The organism is Bradyrhizobium sp. Ce-3 (assembly GCF_022835695.1).
Taxonomy (GTDB): Bacteria; Pseudomonadota; Alphaproteobacteria; order Rhizobiales; family Xanthobacteraceae; genus Bradyrhizobium.
Genome location: NZ_BQUV01000007.1, coordinates 261,406 through 282,836, shown reverse-complemented (window position 1 = coordinate 282,836; position 21,431 = coordinate 261,406). Strand labels below are relative to the sequence as shown.

Here is a 21,431-nt window from a genome sequence, read left to right as displayed (position 1 = left end):
GAAACGACCGACGATCATTGCATCGACGGTCACCAGTCGTCGTACAGCCACTCCCTTGGCATCTCCCTTGGCATCGGAGGCCGCGCTCTTGCGTAGGGCGGCTGAGGCGTCCGCTCGGGCTTGCGCGCGGCCGGAGCCGGCGGCGCCGGTACGGGTAATGGCTTCGGCTCGGAAACCTTCGCGAGCGCCCGTTTCATGTCTTCCTGGCTCGCCTTGAGTTCCTCAATGGCTTTGGCGTTCTCGCGGGCCGCTTGTTGCTGGTCCGCCTTGAGCTGTTCGATATTCCGCTCCACGTTTGCGAGGTCGCGCGCGATCGCTTGCAGCAGCTGGGTCTGGTCGGGAGGAGCTGTGTTGGCCGGCGGGGCGGCGTCCTGCGGCGGCGGGGTCTGAACCGGGGGCGTCGCTTGGGGCGGAGCGGCGTCTGCCGCGGCGACCTGAACGGTGGCCGGAGCAGGCTGTGCCGCAAGCGGCGGATCATCCGGGGGCGATGATGGCGTTGAAGCGAGCTGCGGCACCCAACGGGCGACAGCCAGCTTGGCACTCCTGCCATAAGACGAGTGCAGAGCCAGTGCAGCGACGACGATACAGGCTGCCAGCGACAAGCCCGCGAGGGCGCGAAAGCGCGGCATTCGGCGCGGCGACTGCGAGACAGGTCCGGAAGAGGCAGGGCCTGGGTCGGAGGGAGCTGGATTAGGTCCGACCGCGGGCGGGGCAGGTTGCGCCGGAGGCGGGGACGCGGCGTCGCGCTCCATTCTTGCAAGCTGTTCACTCAAGCGCGTGAGGTCTTCGTTGGCGCTGGTGATCTGCTTGTGGACTTCCGCGAGCTTCTCGTCGGCGGGCGCGGCCGGGCTATCGCTCGATTCGACTGGGTTTGGAGTGGGTGTGGAGGTCACTGGCGTTTCCCTTTCCGTCCAATGTCACCCAGGGGTGCCAACTCGGCTATCCGTTAGGGTCGGTCAGCTCTCAGCACTCCCACCAGTCTTGTCCAAAGAATGGCCGGATCATAGCGCGATTGAGGTCTGGTGATAATGCCGGGGGATACCGGCTCCGGCCTGGCCGGGCGGCAGGCCCGCCTGGGGTGATGGGCTGATCCGCCTTGTGCGGCGATACGCTCAGCTCGCCAGTGCCATCCCGGCTTCATCGAGCGTCTGCAGGAAGCCGTGCTCGATCACGGCGTTGCGGCCGCGGCGCTTGGCGGCGTAGAGGGCGGCGTCGGCGGCTTCGATCAGGTCGCCGGGGCGCTGGGTCTCGTTCGGCTTGGTCGTGGCGATGCCGATGCTGACGGTGACGACGCAATGGCTCGAGGAGGCATGCGGCACGGCGAGGCCGAGCACCGCGGTGCGCACGGTCTCGCCGATCGCGAGCGCATGCGCGGCGTCGGTGTTCGGCAGCAACAGGCAGAACTCCTCGCCGCCGTAGCGGCCGGCGAAGCCCATCGTGTCGGCGGCGATTCCGGACAGCACCTCGCCGATCCTGGTCAGGCAGGCGTCGCCTTCGGGATGGCCGTAGGTGTCGTTGTAGAGCTTGAAGTGATCGACATCGATCATCATCAGCGACAGCTCGCATTCATACTGCTGCGCCCGCATCCACTCGAAATCGAGCCGGCTCTGGAAGCCGCGGCGGTTGGCCAGGCCGGACAGCGCGTCGATCGACGCCATCACGGTGAGGCGATCGTTGGAGGCGACCAGCTCGCGCTCGCGCTGGCTGAGCTGCGCCGCCATCGCGTTGAAGGCGCGCGCCAGAGGGACGAATTCCGACGGCAGCTTGTGCTTGGCGACGCGCGCCGACCAGTCGCCCTCGCCGAACCGCCGCGCCATGCCGGTCATCAGCTCGATCGGGTGGATCACGAGCCGCTCCGCACCGACCAGGGCGCCCAGCAGAACGAACAGGCAGACGAAGCCGAGCTGCAGATAGGCGGTGCGGATATCGCGGTTGATCGCCGCCGTCACCTTGGCCTCGTCCATGCTGACGATCAGCCGCGACTGCGTGCCCGCGATGCGGGCGAAGCTCAGCGTGCGCTGCGCGCCGTCGGACGCCGTGAACGACACCGAGCCGGAGGGCTCGTCGTAGCTCAGCGCCTTTTCCGCGATCGCGGCCATCAGCGGGATGGTGTCGAGCGAGCGGCCGATCAGGCTGGCCTGATCGGCCGGGGCTGCAACCACGACTCCGGTGGAGTCGACGAGAACGGCCGACATGCCGGGCTGGCCGCCGAGATTGGCCATGATCTGCGACAGCCAGTCGATGTTGATGCCGGCGACGACGACCGAATCCAGCTCCGGATTGATCGCGGCCACCGGATAGGCGGCCATCATCATCGGCCGGCCGTTGGTCCGGCCGCGCAGATAGTCGCTGAACACGAAGCCGCGGTTGTCCTGCGCCTTCTTGAAATACTCGCGGTCGCCGACATTGAGCCCGACCTGGGTGTTGAGCGTGGAGCACTGCACCAGCCCGTCCCGGGAGACGAACATGATGCTGCGGATCCAGGGCAGCACGGTCGGCAGGCTGGCGCGCAGCACCTCGCAGCTCTGGGCGATGCCGCCGGAGGCGCGGATATAGGCGGCGGATTTCAGCATGGTCTCGACCGAGGAGACCACTTCGCGCTGGGTTTCGGCGGCGTGCGCGGTGAGGTTGGCATAGCCCGCCGCGGCCTGCGCGATCTGCTTGCTGCGGTAATCCTCCAGCGTGCGGACGCGGTCGAGCATCAGGGGGGCGACCAGCATCAGCGCAAGCAAGGCCAACCGGGCACGAATTCCCAGAACCTTCTTGAGTCTGACCCGGTTGCGGTTGAAAGTGACGCCCGACATTCTATTCCCTTGCCCGTGCGCAGGGTAAAATGAAGGGCTTCAAAAAGCCTTTCCCGAATTTGGTAAAATTCGAGCCAACCCCCGCACCTGTCAGAGAACGGCACAAGCATGACACAAAGCCCGACCGCGCCGTTATCGGCTGATTCACCACATGATCCTGCCTCCGGCCTTGCCGCCGTGGAGCGGGAGATCGCGCACGCCTGCAAGGAGGCACGGCGCGACCGCGCCTCGGTGACGCTGATCGCGGTGTCGAAGACATTCGCGGCCGACGCAATTTTGCCGATTATCGGCGCCGGACAGCGCGTATTTGGCGAAAATCGCGTGCAGGAGGCCAAGGGCAAGTGGCCTACGCTGACCGAGGCTCATCCCGGGCTAAAGCTGCATCTGATCGGGCCGCTGCAGTCGAACAAGGCCAAGGAGGCGGTCGCGTTGTTCGACGCGATCCATTCGGTCGATCGCACCAGCATTTGCGAAGCGTTAGCCAAGGAAATCAAAAATCAGGGGAAGGCCCCGGAACTGTTCGTCCAGATCAATACCGGCGAGGAGCCGCAGAAGGCCGGCGTCGCGCCGCAGGACGCCGATGCCTTCATCGCGGCGTGCCGCGAGACTTATGGCCTGCAGATTTCAGGACTGATGTGCATCCCGCCGGTCGACCAGGCGCCGGCGCCGCATTTCGCCCTCTGCGCAAAGATCGCCGCGCGCAACGGGCTGAAAAATCTCTCGATGGGCATGAGCGCGGATTTCGCGGTGGCGATCCAGATGGGCGCGACCCATGTGCGGGTGGGCTCGGCGATCTTCGGCACGCGGACGGTGGTGCATAACTGACCGTCGTCGTCGTCCTGGCGAAAGCCAGGACCCATACTCCGCGGCCATCGCAAAGGGCACGCGGCGAGACATTCATCTTGCAATCGACAGCGGTGGTTATGGGTCCCGGCCTTCGCCGGGACGACACTGGTGTGTGCGGTGACTGCAGCGCCTAGGCGAATTTCACCGACACCTTCCCGATCGCGCCGAAATCGGCAGCGAACACATCGCCGGCCTGGATCGGCAGCGGCGGATGGCAGGTGCCGGTGGTGACGACTTGCCCTGCCCGCAATGTCAGCCCGAGCGCGCGCAGCTCGTTGGCGCACCAGGCGAGCGCGGCGCGGGGATCGCCGAGCACGTTCTTGCCGTGGCCGGTGTAGCGCTCGCCGCGCAGCGTGATGGTCGGGCGCTCCTCGACCAGATCGATCGCGCGCCAGTCGGCCGATGTCGCAGGCCCGAGCACGAACAGATGGGCGCAGGCATTGTCGGCGATCAGCTGTGCTTCGCCGGCGGAGACGAAATCGGCGAAACGCGAATCCGGAATCTCGATCGCCGGATGCAGCGTGCCGACGGCATCGAGCACCTCCTGCACGCTGTAGGGCGTGCTGCGCGGCGCGAGATCGCGTGCCATGCGGAAGGCGTACTCCGGCTCACCGACGCGCATCTCGTTGCCCTTCATCGACGCGGTGCCGCCGCCGGGTATCAACGTCTCCGCGAGGATGCGCCCGGCCAGCGGTCCGGCGACATTGATGTGCTTCTGGCCGGCCGCGCTGGTCGCCGCGATCTTCCAGCCGAACAGTTTTTCGCGCGACGTCTTTTCCAGTTGAGCCTGCACCGCATAGCCCTCGGCGCGATCGCGCGGCCGCATCGCGCCATCGAGTGCGCCGAGTTTTGTGCCGGCGAGCCAGTGCTCGTGCAGGACCTTTGCGGCGGCGGCGATCTGGTTGTTGTCGAGCATGCTTTCGCTCCCCGGGAATTATTTTGTGTTGTGCGCGATCTCAGCACAAACGCGTCGCGCTTGTCGCGTGGGGAAACCGATGCTCTGCTATTCGACAACTTTACCCGATGATGATCCTGGTCCGCGGCGACATCCGCCGCAACAGCCGCAGCATCGATGCCTTCGTCATCGAGACGCAGCCGGCGGTCGGCGCGAAATTCGGCCGCGCCAGATGCAGGAACACGGCGCTGCCGCGGCCCGCGATGCGCGGGGCGGCGTTGTGGTCGATCTCGATAATGAAATCGTAGAGATGGTCCTCGCGGGTGAGGCGGTCGCCGGCCTGCGCCCGCTCGAGCCGGATCGGCTGGTTGTAATGGCGGTCCGCGGGATCCTCGCACCAGGCGTCCTCGCGCCGGATCGGCCGGGCCGGCAGCAACGTCACCGGGCGCCGGTGGCGGTCGGCGCGCCACCAGAGCTGCCGCGGATGGAAGATGCCGCGCGGCGTGCCGCCGTCGCCCTCGCGCTTGTTGGCGAGGATTCCGCCGCGTCCGAGCGCCACCGGAACGGTCCAGCCGTCGGCCGTCAGCCAGCCCCGGCGCGGGTCGCCGGCAGCCGCGCGGACCTCGATGGCGGAGAGCGGACGATCACATTTCGCTGTCATATAAGTGATTGAAATAGCTGATCTTCCCCTAAGAATCATTCCAAACTGAACTTGCCTTGTGAGCCCCAAACATTCTATCTCCCGGCATTACAGGACATTCACGTCCTGCCCCGCCGGATTTGGGGTAGACTGCGTTGCCTTGTGAATCGGTAACAATCGCCTACCTGTGACGATATCTAGCCGATGCTACGGCCATAAGCGCCTTCCGCTTCTGACCGCCCCGCCCCCAAAGGATTGTACCTATGGCCAATGCCCGCAAGATCTTGATCGTGGATGACGATACCGATCTGCGCGATACGCTGGTCGAGCAGCTGTCCCTGCACGAGGAATTCGAAGCCTCCGCAGTCGACACCGGCGCCAAGGGCGCCACTGCCGCCAAAGCCAATTCCCCCGATCTGGTCCTGATGGATGTCGGCCTGCCTGATACCGACGGCCGTGAGGTGGTGCGCAGCCTGCGCAAGGGCGGCTTCAAGGCCCCGATCATCATGCTGACCGGGCACGACACCGATTCCGACACCATCCTGGGCCTCGAAAGCGGCGCCAACGACTACGTGGCCAAGCCGTTCCGTTTCGCGGTGCTGCTGGCCCGGATCCGCGCGCAGCTGCGGCAGCACGAGGCCAGCGAGGACGCGGTGTTCTCGGTCGGCCCGTATTCATTCCGGCCCGGCTCGAAGATGCTCACCGGCGCCAATGCCCGCAAGGTGCGGCTGACCGAGAAGGAAACCGCGATCCTGCGCTTCCTCTACCGCGCCGGCCAGATGCCGGTGTCGCGCGAGACCCTGCTCCAGGAAGTCTGGGGCTACAATTCCGGCGTCACCACCCACACGCTGGAAACCCACATCTACCGCCTCCGCCAGAAGATCGAGAAGGACGCCGCCAACCCGGAAATCCTGGTCACGGAAGCCGGTGGCTACAAGCTGGTGCCGTGATACGCTTCGCGCTCAACGATTCGTGAAATCGAGGCGCACCGCGGTTACCGGACCTGAATGTCGATCGATGATGACGTAGCCCTGCTCGAGCGGGTCCCGACGATGCGTCTGTTGGGCGACAGCTCCTTGCGCATGCTGGCGATCGGCTCCGAGCAACGCGACTTCAACGCAGGCGAAGTGCTGTTCAAGACCGGCGACACCGCGGACGCCGGCTATGTCGTGCAGCGCGGCACCTTCCGGGTCGAAGAGGGCGGCGCCGAGATCATCGCCGGCCCCGGTGCGCTGATCGGCGAACTCGCATTGATCGTCGCGATGAAGCGGCCGTCGACCGCCACAGCGCTGGAGCGCGGCTCGGTGATCCGCGTCGCGCGCAGCCTGTTCCAGCGCGTGCTGGAAAGCGACCCCGCCGCCGCACGCCGCCTGCGCGACGAACTCGCGCTGCGGACGAGCCAGCTGGCGAGCGATATCCTGATGGCGGGCGGGAAGCTGAGCACGTAATCGTTCCGCAACGTCATTGACCCGTCACCCTGAGGTGCGAGCGCAGCGAGCCTCGAAGGGTCGACGGCCACCAGCCGGGCCGATTCATCCTTCGAGACGCGCGTTCCGCGCTCCTCCGGATGACGGAGCACAGTTGCTCCTTTGATTGAGAACTAAACCTCCATCACCGCCGTCACCGGCACATGATCCGACGGCCGTTCCCAGCTGCGGGCGTCGCGGGTGATCCTGAAGTCGCTGACGTGATCCTTCAGCGCGCGCGAGACCCAGATGTGGTCGAGCCGGCGGCCGCGGTCGCCGACGGTCCAGTCCGCGGCCCGATAGCTCCACCAGGTGTAGACCTTTTCCGACATCGGGATCCGCTCGCGCGCGATGTCGAACCATTCGCCATGCGCTTGCGCGGCGAGCAGCTTCTCGGTCTCGACCGGGGTGTGCGAGACCACCTTCAACAGCTGCTTGTGCGACCACACGTCGTTCTCATGCGGCGCGACGTTGAGGTCGCCGACCAGGATATGACGGTCGTCGCCGCGCGGATGCAGCGGCTCGCACGCCTTCATCTCGTCGAGGAATTGCAGCTTGTGCTCGAACTTCGGGTTGAGCGCGGGATCGGGAATGTCGCCGCCGGCCGGCACGTAGAAATTATGCAGCACCAGCGGCTTCGACAGCTGCGCCTTCTCGCCGAAGGACACTGAAATGTGCCGTGAGTCGATCTTGTCGCAGAACGTTCTGATGTCGGTCGTCTCGAACGGCAGCCGCGAGACGATGGCGACGCCGTGATAGCCCTTCTGCCCGTTCAGCGCGACGTGCTCGTAGCCGAGCCGCTTGAAGCGCTTCAGCGGAAACGCATCGTCGATGCATTTGGTCTCCTGCAGGCACAGCACATCGGGCCGCGCGCTCTTCAGGAATTTGGCGACGATGTCGATGCGCAGGCGCACCGAGTTGATGTTCCAGGTGGTGACGGAGAACCGCATGAGAGGTGCGTCTTAGCACGGTTCTCGCGGCGCATTGGCGCGTTGTCCACAAGCAAGGACCCGGTGGGCTAACCCATCCTAAGCAGCCCGCCTATCCCGGCGAAGACCCCGGATAGGTCGTGAAGTCGATCTTGAACAGCCCGGGATCCGGCTTCTGCGTCGCGTCGAGATTGTAGACCGCAACCGTGGTGTCGTAGCCCTGCGGATCGGTGACGGTCCACTGCTTGAGCTTGCCGTCCTTGGCGCCGATCATCAGCAGGAAGCGGCTGGTGCCGACCAGCGCCTGCTTCTCCTCGATCGTGATGCTGACGAACACGTCGTCGGCGGTGACGCTGACGACGTTGGTGTCCTTCATCAGGTCGATACGGTCCGACAGCAGATAGCGCAGCGGGGTCTGCGACAGCGGATAGACGTCCTGGGTGGCGAGCCTGCGGTCGCGCACCGCAACCGACGAGCCGTCGGCAATCACCTCGATGGTGCTCGGATTGTCATACTCGAAGCGCAGCTTGCCGGGCTTCTGGATGTAGAAATCGCCCTTGGTCTTGGTGCCGTCGGGGCCGACCTGGACGAAATTCCCGACCAGCGTCTGCAGCGACGACAAATAGGCCGAGACCTTTGCGGCCTGCGCCTTCTGGTTGGCATCGAAGGTCTGGAAGATGTTGGCCGGCACGTTGCGGCGTGGATCGGGGATCACCGGGTCCGGCGGCGGCTGGGTGGCGCCCGTGGTGGTCGGACCCTTGTCCGCATTGCTCTGCGCACCGGCGTCCTTGGCCTTCGGCGCAGCGGCCTTGGGCGCGGGTTTCGGCGTCGTCGGCGCATTCTGCGCAGTCGCGCCGCCGGCGATCGCGGCGGTGACGAGAAGAGCCAGCGCAGTGCGCGCGCCGCGGTCAATGAGGTATTTTGCCATCAGATATGTCAGGTCTCTGTTCGACGCTCGTCCCGCTTGCCGGATTTTATCCCGCCTCTTCCGAGGGAGATATGGTTTTTCCGTGATGATCGTCCCCGATCAGAACTGTCCCTCTTCCTCCCCGACCAGGATTTCGCGCTTTCCGGCGTGATTCGCCGGTCCCACGATGCCCTCAAGTTCCATCCGCTCCATCAGCGAGGCGGCGCGGTTATAGCCGATCTGCAGCCGGCGCTGGATGTAGGAGGTCGACGCCTTGCGGTCGCGCTTGACGATCGCAACCGCCTGCGTGAACAGATCGCCGCCGCCGTCGCCACCCATGCCGGTGGCATCGAATACGGCGCCGTCCTCGTCGGTCGGCTCTTCCGCGGTGACCGCTTCGAGATATTCCGGCTGGCCCTGCGTCTTGAGGTGACGCACCACCTTCTCGACTTCCTCGTCCGATGCGAACGGGCCGTGCACGCGGCTGATGCGGCCGCCGCCCGCCATGTAGAGCATGTCGCCCTGGCCGAGCAGCTGCTCGGCGCCCATTTCGCCCAAAATGGTGCGGCTGTCGATCTTCGACGTCACCTGGAAGGCGATGCGGGTCGGGAAGTTCGCCTTGATCGTGCCGGTGATGACGTCGACCGACGGGCGCTGCGTCGCCAGGATCACATGCAGGCCGGCGGCGCGCGCCATCTGCGCGAGGCGCTGCACCGCGCCTTCGATGTCCTTGCCGGCGACCATCATCAGGTCGGCCATTTCGTCGACGATGATGACGATGTAGGGCAGCGGCTCGAGGTCGAGCTTCTCTTCCTCGTAGATCGCCTTGCCGCTCTCCTTGTCGAAGCCGGTGTGCACGGTGCGGGTCAGCTCTTCGCCCTTGCCCTTGGCTTCGACGAGCCGCGCATTGTAGCCGTCGATGTTGCGCACGCCGAGCTTGGCCATCCGCTTGTAGCGCTCTTCCATCTCGCGCACGGCCCATTTCAGCGCGACGACGGCTTTCTTCGGATCGGTGACGACGGGCGTCAACAGATGCGGGATGCCGTCATAGACCGAGAGCTCGAGCATCTTCGGATCGACCATGATCAGGCGGCACTGATCCGGCCGCAGCCGGTAGACCAGGCTCAGGATCATGGTGTTGATCGCGACCGATTTGCCGGAGCCGGTGGTGCCGGCGATCAGCATGTGCGGCGTGCGCGCGAGGTCGATGATCACGGGATCGCCGCCGATCGTCTTGCCGAGGCACAGCGGCAGCTTGGCAACCGAATCGACGCTTTCCTTGGCGACCAGGAGCTCGCGCAGATAGACCTTCTCGCGATGCGCGTTCGGCAACTCGATGCCGATCGCGTTGCGGCCGGCGACCACGGCGACGCGGGCCGACAGCGCGCTCATCGAGCGGGCGATGTCGTCGGACAGCCCGATCACGCGCGACGACTTGATGCCGGGTGCGGGCTCCAGCTCGTACAGCGTGACCACCGGACCCGGGTTGGCCTTGACGATCTCGCCGCGCACGCCGAAGTCCTGCAGCACGCCTTCCAGCGAGCGCGAATTGGCCTCCAGCTCGGCCTTGCTCAGCGGCTGGCGATCGCTCGCCTTCGGCGCACTGAGCACGGAGACCGACGGCAGCTCGAACTTGTCGGAATTCTTCTTCTTCGGCTTCGGCTCGGCCTTCTTGCGCGGGGCGCGGGCGGCGGGAGCTTCCTCCTCGTCGTCCTCTTCTTCCTCGTCGTCGAAAGCCTCAACCTCGTCTTCGTCCTCGTCGTGATCGTCGTGCGCCGGTGCGATCGAGGGCGCCGAACGGCCGCCGCCGATATTCGGCTCCTGGCGTTCGAACGCGGCGCTGCGGCCCTGCGCTCCGCTCGAGACCAGCGATTTGTAGGCGGTGCCGAACAGCCAGCCGAGCCGCGCCTTCGCGCTCATCAGCGCGTGGAACAGCCAGCCCAGCGAGACCGAGCTGCGGTCATTGTCTTCGTCCTCGACGAACGGCTCGTCGTCATCGGTGATCGGCGTCAGCTCTTCGTCCTGCTCCTTGGCGCCCCAGCCGCAGGCGAACAGGAAGCATGCCGCCATTGCGACAAACAGGATCAGGCCGAGCACGACGCGGTAGATGAAGCCGGGCGGCCCGAACACCACGGCGGGCGCGCGCAGCAGCGCGTCGCCGACCACGCCGCCGAGCCCGGTCGGCAGCGGCCATGAGGTGTTGTGCGGCCAGCAGCTGGCAAAGCCCGCCGCGATCACCGTGCACAGGATCCAGCAGCCGAGCCGCAGCGCCTCGCGGTCGAACGGGCGATGCGTCAGCATCCGCCAGCCCCAGACCGCGACCGGCAGCAGCAGCATGATGGCGCCGAGGCCGAGGATCTGCATCAGGAGATCGGCGCCGATCGCGCCGGGATAGCCGAGCACGTTGCGGATCGCGCGCGAGGTGGCGTGACTCAGCGACGGATCCTGCACCGACCAGGTCATCAGCGCGGCCGTGATGGCGCCTGACAGCGCGATCAGGCCGAGCCCGGTGAGCTCGCGCAGCCGCCGCGCCAGCGCCTCGCGCAGCGAGAGCGGCAGATGGCCGACCAGGGGGATGACACGTTCGATCGCTGGCATACTCAATCTTCGCGCTTCGCGATTAACCCAGGGTTTCGACCAGGCGATGCATCGCCTCGGCGGTGGATTCACTGTCGGAGACCAGCGCAAGGCGGATGTAGCCCGCGCCGGGATTGGAACCGTCGTTCTGCGGGCGCGCCAGATAGCTGCCCGGAATCACCCGCACGCCGGCGTCGCGATACAGCCTGACCGTCGTCTCCTCGTCGCCGCCGCGGTCGGCGACGTCGAGCCAGACGCAGAAACCGCCGGCGGGACGCTTGTAGCCGTAGCGGTTGCCGAGGATCTGGTCGGCGAAATCGAACTTGATGCGATAGAGCCTGCGGTTCTCCTCGACATGCGCCTCGTCGCCATAGGCGGCGACCGCTACATGTTGCAGCGGCACCGGCACCTGCGGCGCGGCGACATTGCGCAGCTCGAGGAATGCGGCGAGAAACTTGCGGTCGCCGGCGGCGAAGCCGACCCGCATGCCCGGCAAGTTCGAGCGCTTCGACAGCGACTGGAATGCGACCACATTGCTGAAGTCGGGCCCGGCGCATTCCAGCATGCTGCCCGGCGCCTCGCGGGTGTAGATCTCCGAGTAGCACTCGTCGGAGAGGATGATGAAGCCGAACCGGTCGGCGAGCTGCTTCAGCCGGGTGAAATAGGCGCGCGAGGCGACCGAGCCCTGCGGGTTCGCCGGCGAGGCGATGAAGAACGCGACGGTGCGCGCCCAAGTCGCCTCGTCGATTGCATCGAGGTCGGGCAGGAAGCCGTTGGCGAGCGTGGTCGGCAGATATATCTGCTCGCAGCCGGCCGCGCGGGCGCCGGCGCCATAGGCCGGATAGAACGGATTCGGCATCAGGACCGCCGGCCGGCCTTTGCGCGGGGCGACGTAGCGCGCGGCCGTGATCGCCGCGAAGAACAGCCCCTCGCGGCTGCCGTTCAGCACCAGCACCTCGCTCTCCGGATCGACCGGGCGCGGCAACTGGAACCGGCTTCCGAGCCAGGTCGCGACCGCGCGGCGGAACGGCTCGATGCCCTTGGCCATCGGGTAGCGGCCGAACTCGGCGGTGTGCTTCGCCAGCACCGGTCCGACGAAATCGGGCACGGGATGCTGCGGCTCGCCGACCGACAGTGTAATCAAGGGCTTAGCCGGTTGGTAGGGCGCCAGCAATTCGGTGGTTCGCACGAACGGGGAGCGCTCGGCCTGGCCGGCGGATGCATCGGCGGCGCCCTGCGCCAGGCCGGATGAGGCGATCATTGCCATGGTTGAAATGCCAGCACTTTCACTGCGGTCGGAGGGGTGGGGCGCCGACCGTAAACCGATCAAATCACCATAGATAGGGCGAGGTTAAAACGCGATTAACCATCGGCGGCGCGGCGCGATTGGCCGGCGCGTGATATCAGCGCTGATCAGGGAAGTCGCAGCGGAAATTGCTCCGAAATTGCTCCGAGACATGATCCACCGCCGCGCCATCAGGGCGCTCATCGTTACGCGCGAGCGCGAAGTCCTGCTGCTGCGGATTCGCCCGCCGCACGGCGGCGACTGTTTCTGGATCGCGCCTGGCGGCGGCGTCGAGGGTGAAGAGACGCCGGAAGCGACGTTGCGGCGGGAACTGGCCGAGGAAGTGGGGCTGGTCGATTTCGAGCACGGCCCGGCTGTCTGGCGGCGTCACCACACTTTCAACTGGGGCGGCCGGCGGATCTCCCAGAAGGAAGAATACCGCATCGTTCACGCCGATCGATTCGCGCCAGTGATGGCCGACGAGGCCGAGGCCAAGGTGCTCGATTGCTTCCGCTGGTGGCCGATCGCTGATCTCGCGGGCGCTGAAGAGCGCCTTACGCCGCTGTCGCTTGCCGACATCCTCGAACGCTATCTGCGCGACGGCGCACCGGGCGCGCTGCCGGACGAGGAAGTCCTGGTCGACTGACAGCGCTTGGCGGTCATCGCGGCGCATTCGAGCGATCTGCTTTACCCGCCATTAAGGTCAGCGCGCGCGTTACGGGTTCCTTCAGCAATTCGCAACACAGCACGGCCGAATGATCCGTCCACATTGCGAGGATTTGCAGACGGACATGCCGATCAAGATCGAGACACGCAGCGATGTCTTGCGCCGCACCGGCAAGGTCATGGTCATTGCCGCCTGCCTGACCGCCGTGATGTCGTTCACGATCGGCATGCTGGTGTTCGGCCGTGATCTCGCCGCGCCGATCACGGTCGGCCAGATGCAGCTGTTCGGGCTCACCGCCGGTGTCTTCATCGCGGTCGCGCTCAGCGGCGCCATGTCTTATCGCGCGGGCATGCTGATGCTGGCGCTCGCGCGGACCCGCCGCGAGCTCGCCCAGATCTCGCAGACCGATCAGCTGACCGGCCTGTTGAACCGGCGCGGCTTCGATGCCGAGGCGGCCGCCGCACTCGATCAGGCGCAGGCGGATGGCGCGTCAGTGTCGGTGCTGATGTGCGACATCGACTATTTCAAGTCGATCAACGACCGCTACGGCCATGAAATCGGCGACAAGGTGCTGGTCGAGATCGCCGATGTGCTGCGCCAGTTCGCGATCCGGCACGGCGCGCTGGTCGCCCGTTACGGCGGCGAGGAGTTCGCCGCGGTGCTGACGGGCCTGAGCCACGAGCAGGCCGCGCAGGGCGCCGAGGAAATCCGCCGCGATTGCGCTGATCGGACCATCCTCGACGATGTGACCCAGCTGCCGGTGACGATCAGCATCGGCTTCACCGTGAAGGAAGCAAGCTTCGATCTCGGCAGCCTGATGCGAACCGCCGACCAGGCGCTCTACGCCGCCAAGCGCCACGGCCGCGATCGCGTCGAGCACGCCCGCGACGCGGCGTGAGCCTTGCTCCGACCTCCCCTTGAAAAGGGGAGGTCGCTTTGCTCGTCAGAGCAAAGCGGGTGGGGATCCGGTCTCTCCACGAGCAGCGATTCGCGCGGCTGACCCCCATCCCGACCTTCCCCCTTTCAGGGGGAAGGAGAAGAGGCTCGTAGCCCGGATGGAGCGAAGCGAAATCCGGGAACAGCCTCTCGGCATACGCACCGTTCCCGGATTGCGCTTCGCTCCATCCGGGCTACGCAGGCGATCTCTGACGACTATCGCGCCGGCAGCTTCTCGAACGACGGCTTGCCTTCGGGGAGATGGTGGAAGGTCTGCTTGTCGCAGGTGTAGATCGTCATCTGCGGGGTGAACACGCTGGGGTCGTCGAACGTGCCGACCTTCAGGATCGTGGCCGGCAGGCCCGGCACCTTGGTGACGAGATGTGTCCCGCATTCCGGGCAGAATTCCCGCGTCACGGCACGCTCGAGGTCCTTGCGCGTGAACTGCTTCGGCTGGCTCGCGGTGTATTTGAAGCCGGTGGTCGGCATCGCCATGAACATGTTCGGTCCGCCGCCCGTGATGTACTGGCATTCGCGGCACAGGCATTGCGCCGCCATCATCGGTTCGCCCTCGGCCTCGTAGCGCACGTTGCCGCAATAGCACCTGCCTTGCACCTTCATGACGTCCTCCCTTTTCATGCATTCTTCTTGGCAATCTTCGTGTGAAGCGCCGTTCCGCATCTGGCGCGGACGGGCCGCAGTGTCGACGGTGCCGGGCCATGCTGGCAAATGGTTTTTTGTGACGGCAGATCGCGGAGGGGCTCAATTGTCAGGGCATGGCGCGCGTTTGCGCGCGCAACGCGCCGGGCGATTGCTTGAACCATCGGCGGAACGCGCGATGGAAGGTGCTGACATCCTTGAACCCGAGATTGTCGCTGACGCATGCCACCGGCTGGCCTTGCCGGATTTGCCGGTACGCCAACTCTTTTCTGACAGCGGCGAGCAACTCCCTGTAGCTGGTGCCCTCGCGCTTCAGGCGGCGATAGAGTGTCGGCCGGCTGAGATGGAGCGACCTGCAGACTTCGTCGATGCCCAAGCCACGATCGAGGCTGGCGCCAATGCGTTGCCGAACCTTGTTGACCAACAGGCTTTCGCTCTCGATTTTCTGCAGCGCCTGGTGCGCGCGCTCCTGCAGGATTGTCTTGAGGTAGGAATTGGCAGTGCGGATAGGTCGATCCAGGACGACCCGCGGCAGGCGCATGCAGGTGACGTCGCCGCCGAAACTCACGGCCTTGCCGAAGACGGCGGCATATTGCCAATGATAGCGCGGGCGCGGAAAGGCGAATGTGCAGGCGGTCGGTGCGGCCGAAATGCCGGTCAGCTCCGCCATCCATGTCACAAGTGCGCCCATGCTGCGTTCGATGGCCGGCCGGGGGTAATCCTTGTCCGGTGCGAACGAGATGGTCAGCATGAGCGAATCGTCGCTGACACTGGTTTCCCAGCGCTCGGAAGGGTTCATCAGCGCGATGTGGTGCTGAAAAACCTGCAATGCTTCTCCCACATTGCTGCAGTGGCACAGTAAGCTCGCGAGCACACCGCGCGTCGATGGATTGTAGGTCTGCCCGGCAAGAAGGCCGATCTGAGGCACTTCCGTATTGCTCGCGGCGATCCGCCACAGTGCCAGCAGCTGTTCTTCGGGAAGGCGTTGCTCCTGCGGGGGCAAAGCCTCGCTGCTGCCGTCAATCAAGACTGCGCGGTTGAGGCCGGCTTCGAGCAGTTGGCCGTCTGTCGCGATGCCCTGGTCTCGCAGGAAATCGTAGAGATCGAGCACTGCCATGGCGGATACGGTCGTGCGTGGACGCATCGTTCGGCATTCCCTGATCGCCAGTCGGCCAACGATACAGCAGGGCTGAGGCGGCGCAACAGCCGGCGGCTGCAAGATTGCAACCAATTGCCATGCGATTGATCCCCGGAGCCATGTTTCGCGCGCGCTGCCCACCCTAGTGTTTGGCGCACGGCAACCATGGAAGGGGCGCTCCAATGCTGGATGCTACGCAACCTGGCAGGATAAAGACGCTGGCTGACTTGCGCAACCTGATTGCGGAGCCGCCCGCCATGATGCACAGGCGTTTGCAGCGGCAGATCGACGATTACTGTCTGACGGTGATCCGGAGTGCGTCGGTCTGCGTGGTCGGATTTGCCGACCGGGCGGGCGTCGTGTTCGTCAATCTTCGCGCCACGCCGGTGGTCAAGGCCGAGGCGGAGCGCGTCGATCTGGTCTGGCCGGCGGGCGTCGAATTGCCGCCAAGTCTGGCCCGGGGGGAAGCGATCAACGGCAGCCTCTATTTCATCATGCCGGGCATCGGCTTCGCCCTGCGGGCCAACGGCCGCTTGTTGGCGGAGCAGGTCGAAGGCAGCGCGACACGGCTGACCTTCCGGGCCGACGCGTTCTTTCTCCACTGCTCGCGGGCCAAGGTGCGCGCCAGGTTCTGGGAGGCTCGGGCGGACGAGGTGCTGCGTTCCGACGTGGCCGGCGGAGCAACGCTGTCCGAGGCAGCCCTCGCGTTCGTCGCTCGCTCTCCCTATTTGCTGATCCTGACACAGGATGCCGCCGGCAAGACGGAGCTATCGCCGCGTGGTGATCCCGATGGCTTTGTGTTGGCGCTCGACCGCAGCACCCTGCTGATCCCCGAGCGCCCCGGCAACAAGGTCGCTTGCACGCTCACCAACATCCTTGTCCACGACGCGATGACGGTGGTCTTCCTGATTCCCGGTTCGGCCGACGTGCTCGTGGTCAATGGCCGCTGTTGGTTGAGCACCGAACAGGAAATGCTGAGGCCGGCCACGGTGCAGGGCAAAACGCCCAAACTGGGCATGGTGCTGCAGGTCGACGAATTTCGCTTCCAGCACAGCCCGGCATTGGTCGAGGCAGGGCTATGGTCCAAGGCGACGCATCTTCGCGACAGCGATATTCCGTCCTTCTCCAGGATGCTGGCCGAGCATATGAACGGCCGGGGGTTACTCGGCAAGGCGACGACACTGGTCGTCGATGCGGTGGTCAAGCACGATCTGAAGCACCTCTACTGAGGGCCGTCATGTGATGGTGCTCGGGATCGACGACTATATCCGGTCGGACGCAACGGAACTCGCCCGCCTCGTCAACACCGGCGAGGTTGCGGCCACGGAGCTGCTGGAGCTCGCCGAAGCCCAGCTCGTGCGCCTGAACCCGGCGCTCAATGCCGTCAATCGGCCGATGCTGGCTGAGGCGCAGGCGCGGGTCCAGCAGCCGCTCGCCGGGCTATTGGCTGGCGTTCCCATGCTCATCAAGGATGCGATCCAGGACTACGCCGGACTGCCGACCTCCAACGGTAGCCGTGCGTACTGCCGCATCGTGCCCGGGCGGCATTCTACATTCGTGCAGCGGCTGCTCGATGCGGGCGCGGTCATCATCGGCAAATCGAACACCCCGGAGCTGGCGCTGAAGGGCGTCACCGACCCCAAGGCGTTTGGCGTCACGCGAAATCCGTGGGATCTCTCGCGCACGTCCGGCGGCTCCAGTGGCGGCTCGGCTGCGGCCGTCGCAGCCGGCATCGTGCCAATGGCGGGAGCCAACGACGGCGGCGGCTCCATCCGAATTCCGGCGGCCTGCTGCGGCCTGTTTGGCCTGCGGCCCTCGCGTGGCCGCGTTCCGCCCGGCCCGGCCGTCGGCGAAATCTGGGAGGGTGCCTCGAGCGACCACGTGCTGACTCGCAGCGTGCGGGACTCGGCGCTGGCGCTCGACGTTCTTGCTGGACCCGAGCGAGGCGATCCGTTCGTCATTGCTCCGCCTGCCGGCACGTTCGTCGAGATGGCTGCCCGCGAACCGGGACGGCTGCGCGTGGCCTTCAGCGCGGCGTCCCCTCTGGACACCGACGTGCATCCGGAAGCAGTGAAGGCCGTCAACCACGCAGCAAAATTGCTCAGCGCGCTCGGACACGACGTCGTCGAGGAGCGCCCCAAATACGATGGGCTGGCGCTCGCGCGCTGCTACCTTGAAATGTATTTCGGGCAAGTCGCGGCAACGCTCGCCGACGCGCGCGAGGCCGGCGCCAGGAGCGAAGATTTCGAGCTTGCAACTCTGCTCCTCGAAGCGCTCGGCAAAGCCCTCAGTGCAGGCACCTATGTGCGCAATCACCGGCGCTGGAACGAGTTCGCGCGTGCCCTTGGCGAGTTTCACCGGCGCTACGACGTGTTTCTGACGCCGACGATCGCCTTTCCGCCTGTCGACCACGCGGCCACGGTCATGCCTGCAGCGCAGCGGAGCGTTCTCGGGTTTCTCCTCAAGACCGGCTTGCTGGGCATGATGGCCCGCCTCGGCCTCATGCAAGGCGCGCTTGCCGAGCTGTCGCGTCAGAACTTGACTCTCACGCCCTTTACGCAGCTCGCCAATCTGACGGGGACGCCTGCCATGAGCGTACCGCTGTATTGGACGGACAACGGCCTGCCGCTCGGCGTGCAGTTCATTGCGGCGTTCGGCAACGAAGCTCTGCTCCTGCAACTTGCATATCAACTGGAGCGCGCGCAGCCCTGGATGGCGCGGCTGCCGGCGATTGCCTTTCCGCATTGAGCCGAGGCGATGAGCTCGCCCGATAACTGCGAGCGGCAATCTCGTGGGCTGGCCGCTCCCGCGGAAAAAAGAAAGGGGCTCCAACTTGCGCTGGAGCCCCTCAACGGTCCGGACATTGCCGGGTATGTGTCCGGACCGTAGTTCTGGGAACGACCGCTTGGGGAGGTCGCGCCCCGGGAGAACTCTTACATGTTGTAGGCGCGCTCCGTGTGCTCGGTGATGTCGAGGCCTTCACGCTCGGTCTCGACGTTGGCACGCAGGCCGACGATCACGTCGACGATCTTGTAGAGGATCGCCGAACCGATGCCCGACCACACCAGCGTGGTGCAGACGCCCCAGCACTGCGAGATCATCTGCGCCGCGAAGTCGTAATCGGCGACCTTCGGCGGGATCGCGGTGTAGTCGATGATGCCGGCGCCACCGAGCGCCGGGTTGACCAGGATGCCGGTGCCGAGCGCGCCGATGATGCCGCCGACGCAGTGGACGCCGAACACGTCGAGCGAGTCGTCATAGCCGAGCGCGTTCTTCACGACCGTGCAGAAGAACAGGCAGACCACGCCGACCACGAGACCGAGCACGATGGCGCCCATCGGACCGGCATAGCCGGCCGCCGGCGTCACCGCGACGAGACCCGCGACCGCGCCCGAGAGCGCGCCGAGCAGCGAGGGATGGCCCTTGATGATCCATTCCGCGAACATCCAGGACAACGCCGCCGCGGCGGTCGCCACGAAGGAGTTGGTCATGGCGAGCGCAGCGCCGCCGTTGGCTTCGAGGTTCGAACCAGCGTTGAAGCCGAACCAGCCGACCCACAGCAGCGAGGCACCGATCATGGTCATGGTCAGCGAGTGCGGAGCCATCAGCTCCTTGCCGTAGCCGGTACGCTTGCCGATCAGCAGCGCGCCGACCAGGCCGGCGATGCCGGCGTTGATGTGCACGACGGTGCCGCCGGCGAAGTCGATCGCACCCTTCTTGAAGATCCAGCCGGCGTCGGCGTTGATCTCGTCGAGCTTGGCCTGCGCCGCGGTCTTGGCCGCGCCGTCAGCCGCGGCGGCGAGCGCCTTGGCGGCATCCTGGATCGCGTCCGGGCCCGGCCAGTACCAGACCATGTGCGCGATCGGGAAGTAGATCACGGTCACCCAGATCGGGATGAACAGCGCGATCGCCGAGAACTTCATGCGCTCGGCGAAGGCGCCGACGATGAGGGCCGGCGTGATCGCCGCGAAGGTCATCTGGAAGCACATATAGACGAGCTCCGAGATGTTGGCGTCGACCGAGAAGGTCGCAGCCTTGGAGTCCGGCGTGACGCCCATCAGGAAGGCCTTCGAGAAGCCGCCGATGAAGTCGGAACCGCCGGTGAAGGCGAGGCTGTAGCCGTAGAGGGCCCAGAGCACGGTGACGATGCAGACGGTGTAGAACACCTGCGCCAGCACCGAGAGCATGTTCTTGGAGCGGACCAGACCGCCATAGAACAGCGCGAGGCCTGGGATGGTCATCAACAGCACCAGCACCGTCGAGGTCAGCATCCAGGCGTTGTCGCCCTTGTTGACGGTCGGCTCGGCGTAGGCGGCGGTCGCGGCGAACAGGCCGACTGCGAGGGCCGCCAGTCCCGCGCCATAGGGACGCTTGAACGTCATGTTATTTCACTCCTGAGGTCTTAAGGTTTGAGCGCGAAAATCAGAGGGCCGCGGCATCGGCCTCGCCGGTGCGGATGCGCACGGCGTGCTCGAGGCTGATGACGAAGATCTTGCCGTCGCCGATCTGTCCGGTCTTGGCGGCGGAGGTGATGGCGTCGATGGTCTTGTCGACCTGATCGGAGTTGACTGCGACCTCGATCTTGATCTTGGGCAGGAAGCTCACGGCATATTCGGCGCCGCGATAGATTTCCGTGTGACCCTTCTGACGGCCGTACCCCTTGACCTCCGTCACCGTGAGACCGTGAACGCCAATGGCGGTCAGGGCGTCACGGACCTCTTCCAGCTTGAATGGCTTAATGATCGCCATAACAATTTTCATGAGTCCTATCCCCGCTTGGGCCCGGTGCGAATGAACACCGGGAGTTTCGACTGAGGTTCACCACGCGGAGGACATCCACTACGCGGGCACAGCCGGGACCCTTAGAATCAAATGCCGTGCCAGTCGGCCGGACTTCGCTAATGGATTATGAATCCGGATATTTTCCCGCTTTGCGGGAGGACGGTGCGCCTGCGCCATTCCGTCGCGCCTAAAATATCATCAGGCCTGTCTAATTCGGAAGCAGGTCAGGGTCTGGACACAATTCTGCCCAGCGGCGGGGCAGCGATAGGTATTCAGATAATGTGATGCCGGGCCATTAGGCGGCGTCCCGCGCTGCAAAAACCTTGTCGATCAGCCCCCATTCGAGCGCCTGCTCAGCGGACATGAAGTGATCGCGGTCCAGCGTCCGTTCGACGTCGGCCTCGGTGCGCCGGCAGTGCTGGGCGTAAAGCCGGATGATGCGCCGCTTGGTCGCCTGCATCTCGGCGGCATGGATCTGGATGTCGGTGGCCTGGCCCTGGAAGCCGCCGAGCGGCTGATGCACGTGGAGGCTGGCATTGGGCAGCGCGGCGCGGTGGCCGGGTTCGCCGGCCATCAGCAGGAACGAGCCCATCGAGCGCGCCGTACCCATGCACAGCGTATGCACCGGCGCCTTGATGAACTGCATGGTGTCGTACATCGCCAGCCCGCTGGTGACCACGCCGCCATAGGAGTTGATGTAGAGGTTGATCGGCTTGTTCGGATTGTCGGCCTCGAGGAACAGCAGCTGGGCGCAGACCAGCCCGGACATCGCGTCGTTGACCTCGCCGTTGAGGAAGATGATGCGCTCGCGCAGCAGCCTCGAATAGATGTCGAACGACCGTTCGCCGCGGCTCGACTGCTCAACGACCATCGGGACGAGTTGCATCATGTCGCGCATC

General features: G+C 65.5%; 20 protein-coding genes. 7 read left to right on the top strand and 13 right to left on the bottom strand.

The annotated features are described in order from the left end of the window. Positions 1-29 precede the first annotated feature (29 nt). Complete coding sequence (locus BRSPCE3_RS24790) at positions 30-893, bottom strand: hypothetical protein (protein ID WP_244068916.1); 864 nt, start codon at positions 891-893, stop codon at positions 30-32. A 219-nt stretch (positions 894-1,112) separates the two neighbouring features. Continuing rightward, complete coding sequence (locus BRSPCE3_RS24785; RefSeq protein WP_244068915.1) at positions 1,113-2,804, bottom strand: diguanylate cyclase domain-containing protein; 1,692 nt, start codon at positions 2,802-2,804, stop codon at positions 1,113-1,115. Between the two features lie 108 nt (positions 2,805-2,912). Here BRSPCE3_RS24785 and BRSPCE3_RS24780 point away from each other — a divergent pair, with 108 nt between their 5' ends. Further along, complete coding sequence (locus BRSPCE3_RS24780; RefSeq protein ID WP_244068914.1) at positions 2,913-3,629, top strand: YggS family pyridoxal phosphate-dependent enzyme; 717 nt, start codon at positions 2,913-2,915, stop codon at positions 3,627-3,629. Between the two features lie 151 nt (positions 3,630-3,780). On the opposite strand, the gene BRSPCE3_RS24775 is transcribed toward BRSPCE3_RS24780, so the two are convergent. Continuing rightward, on the bottom strand, positions 3,781-4,566 hold the full coding sequence (locus BRSPCE3_RS24775; RefSeq protein WP_244068912.1) for a 2-keto-4-pentenoate hydratase: 786 nt from the start codon (positions 4,564-4,566) through the stop codon (positions 3,781-3,783). Between the two features lie 100 nt (positions 4,567-4,666). Beyond that, positions 4,667-5,206 (bottom strand): L,D-transpeptidase, encoded by a 540-nt coding sequence (locus BRSPCE3_RS24770; RefSeq protein WP_244068911.1) that lies wholly within the window; start codon positions 5,204-5,206, stop codon positions 4,667-4,669. A gap of 242 nt (positions 5,207-5,448) precedes the next feature. Here BRSPCE3_RS24770 and BRSPCE3_RS24765 point away from each other — a divergent pair, with 242 nt between their 5' ends. Beyond that, on the top strand, positions 5,449-6,135 hold the full coding sequence (locus BRSPCE3_RS24765; protein WP_016841446.1) for a response regulator transcription factor: 687 nt from the start codon (positions 5,449-5,451) through the stop codon (positions 6,133-6,135). Positions 6,136-6,192: 57 nt separating this feature from the next. Beyond that, positions 6,193-6,633, top strand: coding sequence for a Crp/Fnr family transcriptional regulator (locus tag BRSPCE3_RS24760; protein WP_050627983.1), 441 nt, complete (start codon positions 6,193-6,195; stop codon positions 6,631-6,633). 152 nt (positions 6,634-6,785) lie between these two features. On the opposite strand, the gene BRSPCE3_RS24755 is transcribed toward BRSPCE3_RS24760, so the two are convergent. The 4 genes from BRSPCE3_RS24755 to BRSPCE3_RS24740 form a co-directional block, all read right to left on the bottom strand. Further along, a complete protein-coding gene (locus tag BRSPCE3_RS24755) occupies positions 6,786-7,601 on the bottom strand; it encodes an exodeoxyribonuclease III (RefSeq protein WP_244068910.1) in 816 nt (271 codons plus the stop codon). Between the two features lie 91 nt (positions 7,602-7,692). Next, positions 7,693-8,508: an outer membrane lipoprotein carrier protein LolA gene (locus BRSPCE3_RS24750; RefSeq protein WP_244068909.1), complete on the bottom strand. Its 816-nt coding sequence runs from the start codon at positions 8,506-8,508 to the stop codon at positions 7,693-7,695. Between the two features lie 99 nt (positions 8,509-8,607). After that, positions 8,608-11,091, bottom strand: a complete 2,484-nt coding sequence (locus tag BRSPCE3_RS24745) for a DNA translocase FtsK (RefSeq protein WP_244068908.1) — start codon at positions 11,089-11,091, stop codon at positions 8,608-8,610. 16 nt (positions 11,092-11,107) lie between these two features. After that, the gene (locus BRSPCE3_RS24740; RefSeq protein WP_244068907.1) at positions 11,108-12,331 is read right to left on the bottom strand and encodes an aminotransferase class I/II-fold pyridoxal phosphate-dependent enzyme; all 1,224 of its coding nucleotides are present in this window, start codon (positions 12,329-12,331) and stop codon (positions 11,108-11,110) included. Between the two features lie 190 nt (positions 12,332-12,521). On the opposite strand from BRSPCE3_RS24740, the gene BRSPCE3_RS24735 reads away from it, so the two are divergent. After that, positions 12,522-12,995, top strand: coding sequence for an NUDIX hydrolase (locus tag BRSPCE3_RS24735; RefSeq protein WP_244068906.1), 474 nt, complete (start codon positions 12,522-12,524; stop codon positions 12,993-12,995). 145 nt (positions 12,996-13,140) lie between these two features. Then, positions 13,141-13,914, top strand: a complete 774-nt coding sequence (locus tag BRSPCE3_RS24730) for a GGDEF domain-containing protein (protein WP_244068905.1) — start codon at positions 13,141-13,143, stop codon at positions 13,912-13,914. A gap of 254 nt (positions 13,915-14,168) precedes the next feature. Here the strand turns inward: BRSPCE3_RS24730 and BRSPCE3_RS24725 are convergent, their stop codons facing one another. Together BRSPCE3_RS24725 and BRSPCE3_RS24720 are read right to left on the bottom strand one after the other, a co-directional pair. Beyond that, on the bottom strand, positions 14,169-14,573 hold the full coding sequence (locus BRSPCE3_RS24725) for a GFA family protein (RefSeq protein WP_244068903.1): 405 nt from the start codon (positions 14,571-14,573) through the stop codon (positions 14,169-14,171). 148 nt (positions 14,574-14,721) lie between these two features. Beyond that, entirely contained in the window at positions 14,722-15,729 is a 1,008-nt protein-coding gene (locus tag BRSPCE3_RS24720; RefSeq protein ID WP_244068902.1) for an AraC family transcriptional regulator, read from the bottom strand. 203 nt (positions 15,730-15,932) lie between these two features. On the opposite strand from BRSPCE3_RS24720, the gene BRSPCE3_RS24715 reads away from it, so the two are divergent. After that, a complete protein-coding gene (locus BRSPCE3_RS24715; protein WP_244068901.1) occupies positions 15,933-16,979 on the top strand; it encodes a hypothetical protein in 1,047 nt (348 codons plus the stop codon). A gap of 13 nt (positions 16,980-16,992) precedes the next feature. Beyond that, the gene (locus BRSPCE3_RS24710) at positions 16,993-18,498 is read left to right on the top strand and encodes an amidase (protein WP_244068900.1); all 1,506 of its coding nucleotides are present in this window, start codon (positions 16,993-16,995) and stop codon (positions 18,496-18,498) included. A 185-nt stretch (positions 18,499-18,683) separates the two neighbouring features. On the opposite strand, the gene BRSPCE3_RS24705 is transcribed toward BRSPCE3_RS24710, so the two are convergent. From BRSPCE3_RS24705 to BRSPCE3_RS24695, 3 genes are all read right to left on the bottom strand, one after another. Further along, entirely contained in the window at positions 18,684-20,132 is a 1,449-nt protein-coding gene (locus BRSPCE3_RS24705; protein ID WP_244068899.1) for an ammonium transporter, read from the bottom strand. A gap of 40 nt (positions 20,133-20,172) precedes the next feature. Next, positions 20,173-20,511 carry a P-II family nitrogen regulator gene (locus BRSPCE3_RS24700; RefSeq protein WP_024583097.1) on the bottom strand — a complete coding sequence of 113 codons (339 nt, stop codon included), beginning with the start codon at positions 20,509-20,511 and terminating at the stop codon, positions 20,173-20,175. 316 nt (positions 20,512-20,827) lie between these two features. Then, positions 20,828-21,430 (bottom strand): ATP-dependent Clp protease proteolytic subunit, encoded by a 603-nt coding sequence (locus BRSPCE3_RS24695; protein WP_244068898.1) that lies wholly within the window; start codon positions 21,428-21,430, stop codon positions 20,828-20,830. Between the last annotated feature and the right edge of the window lies 1 nt (position 21,431).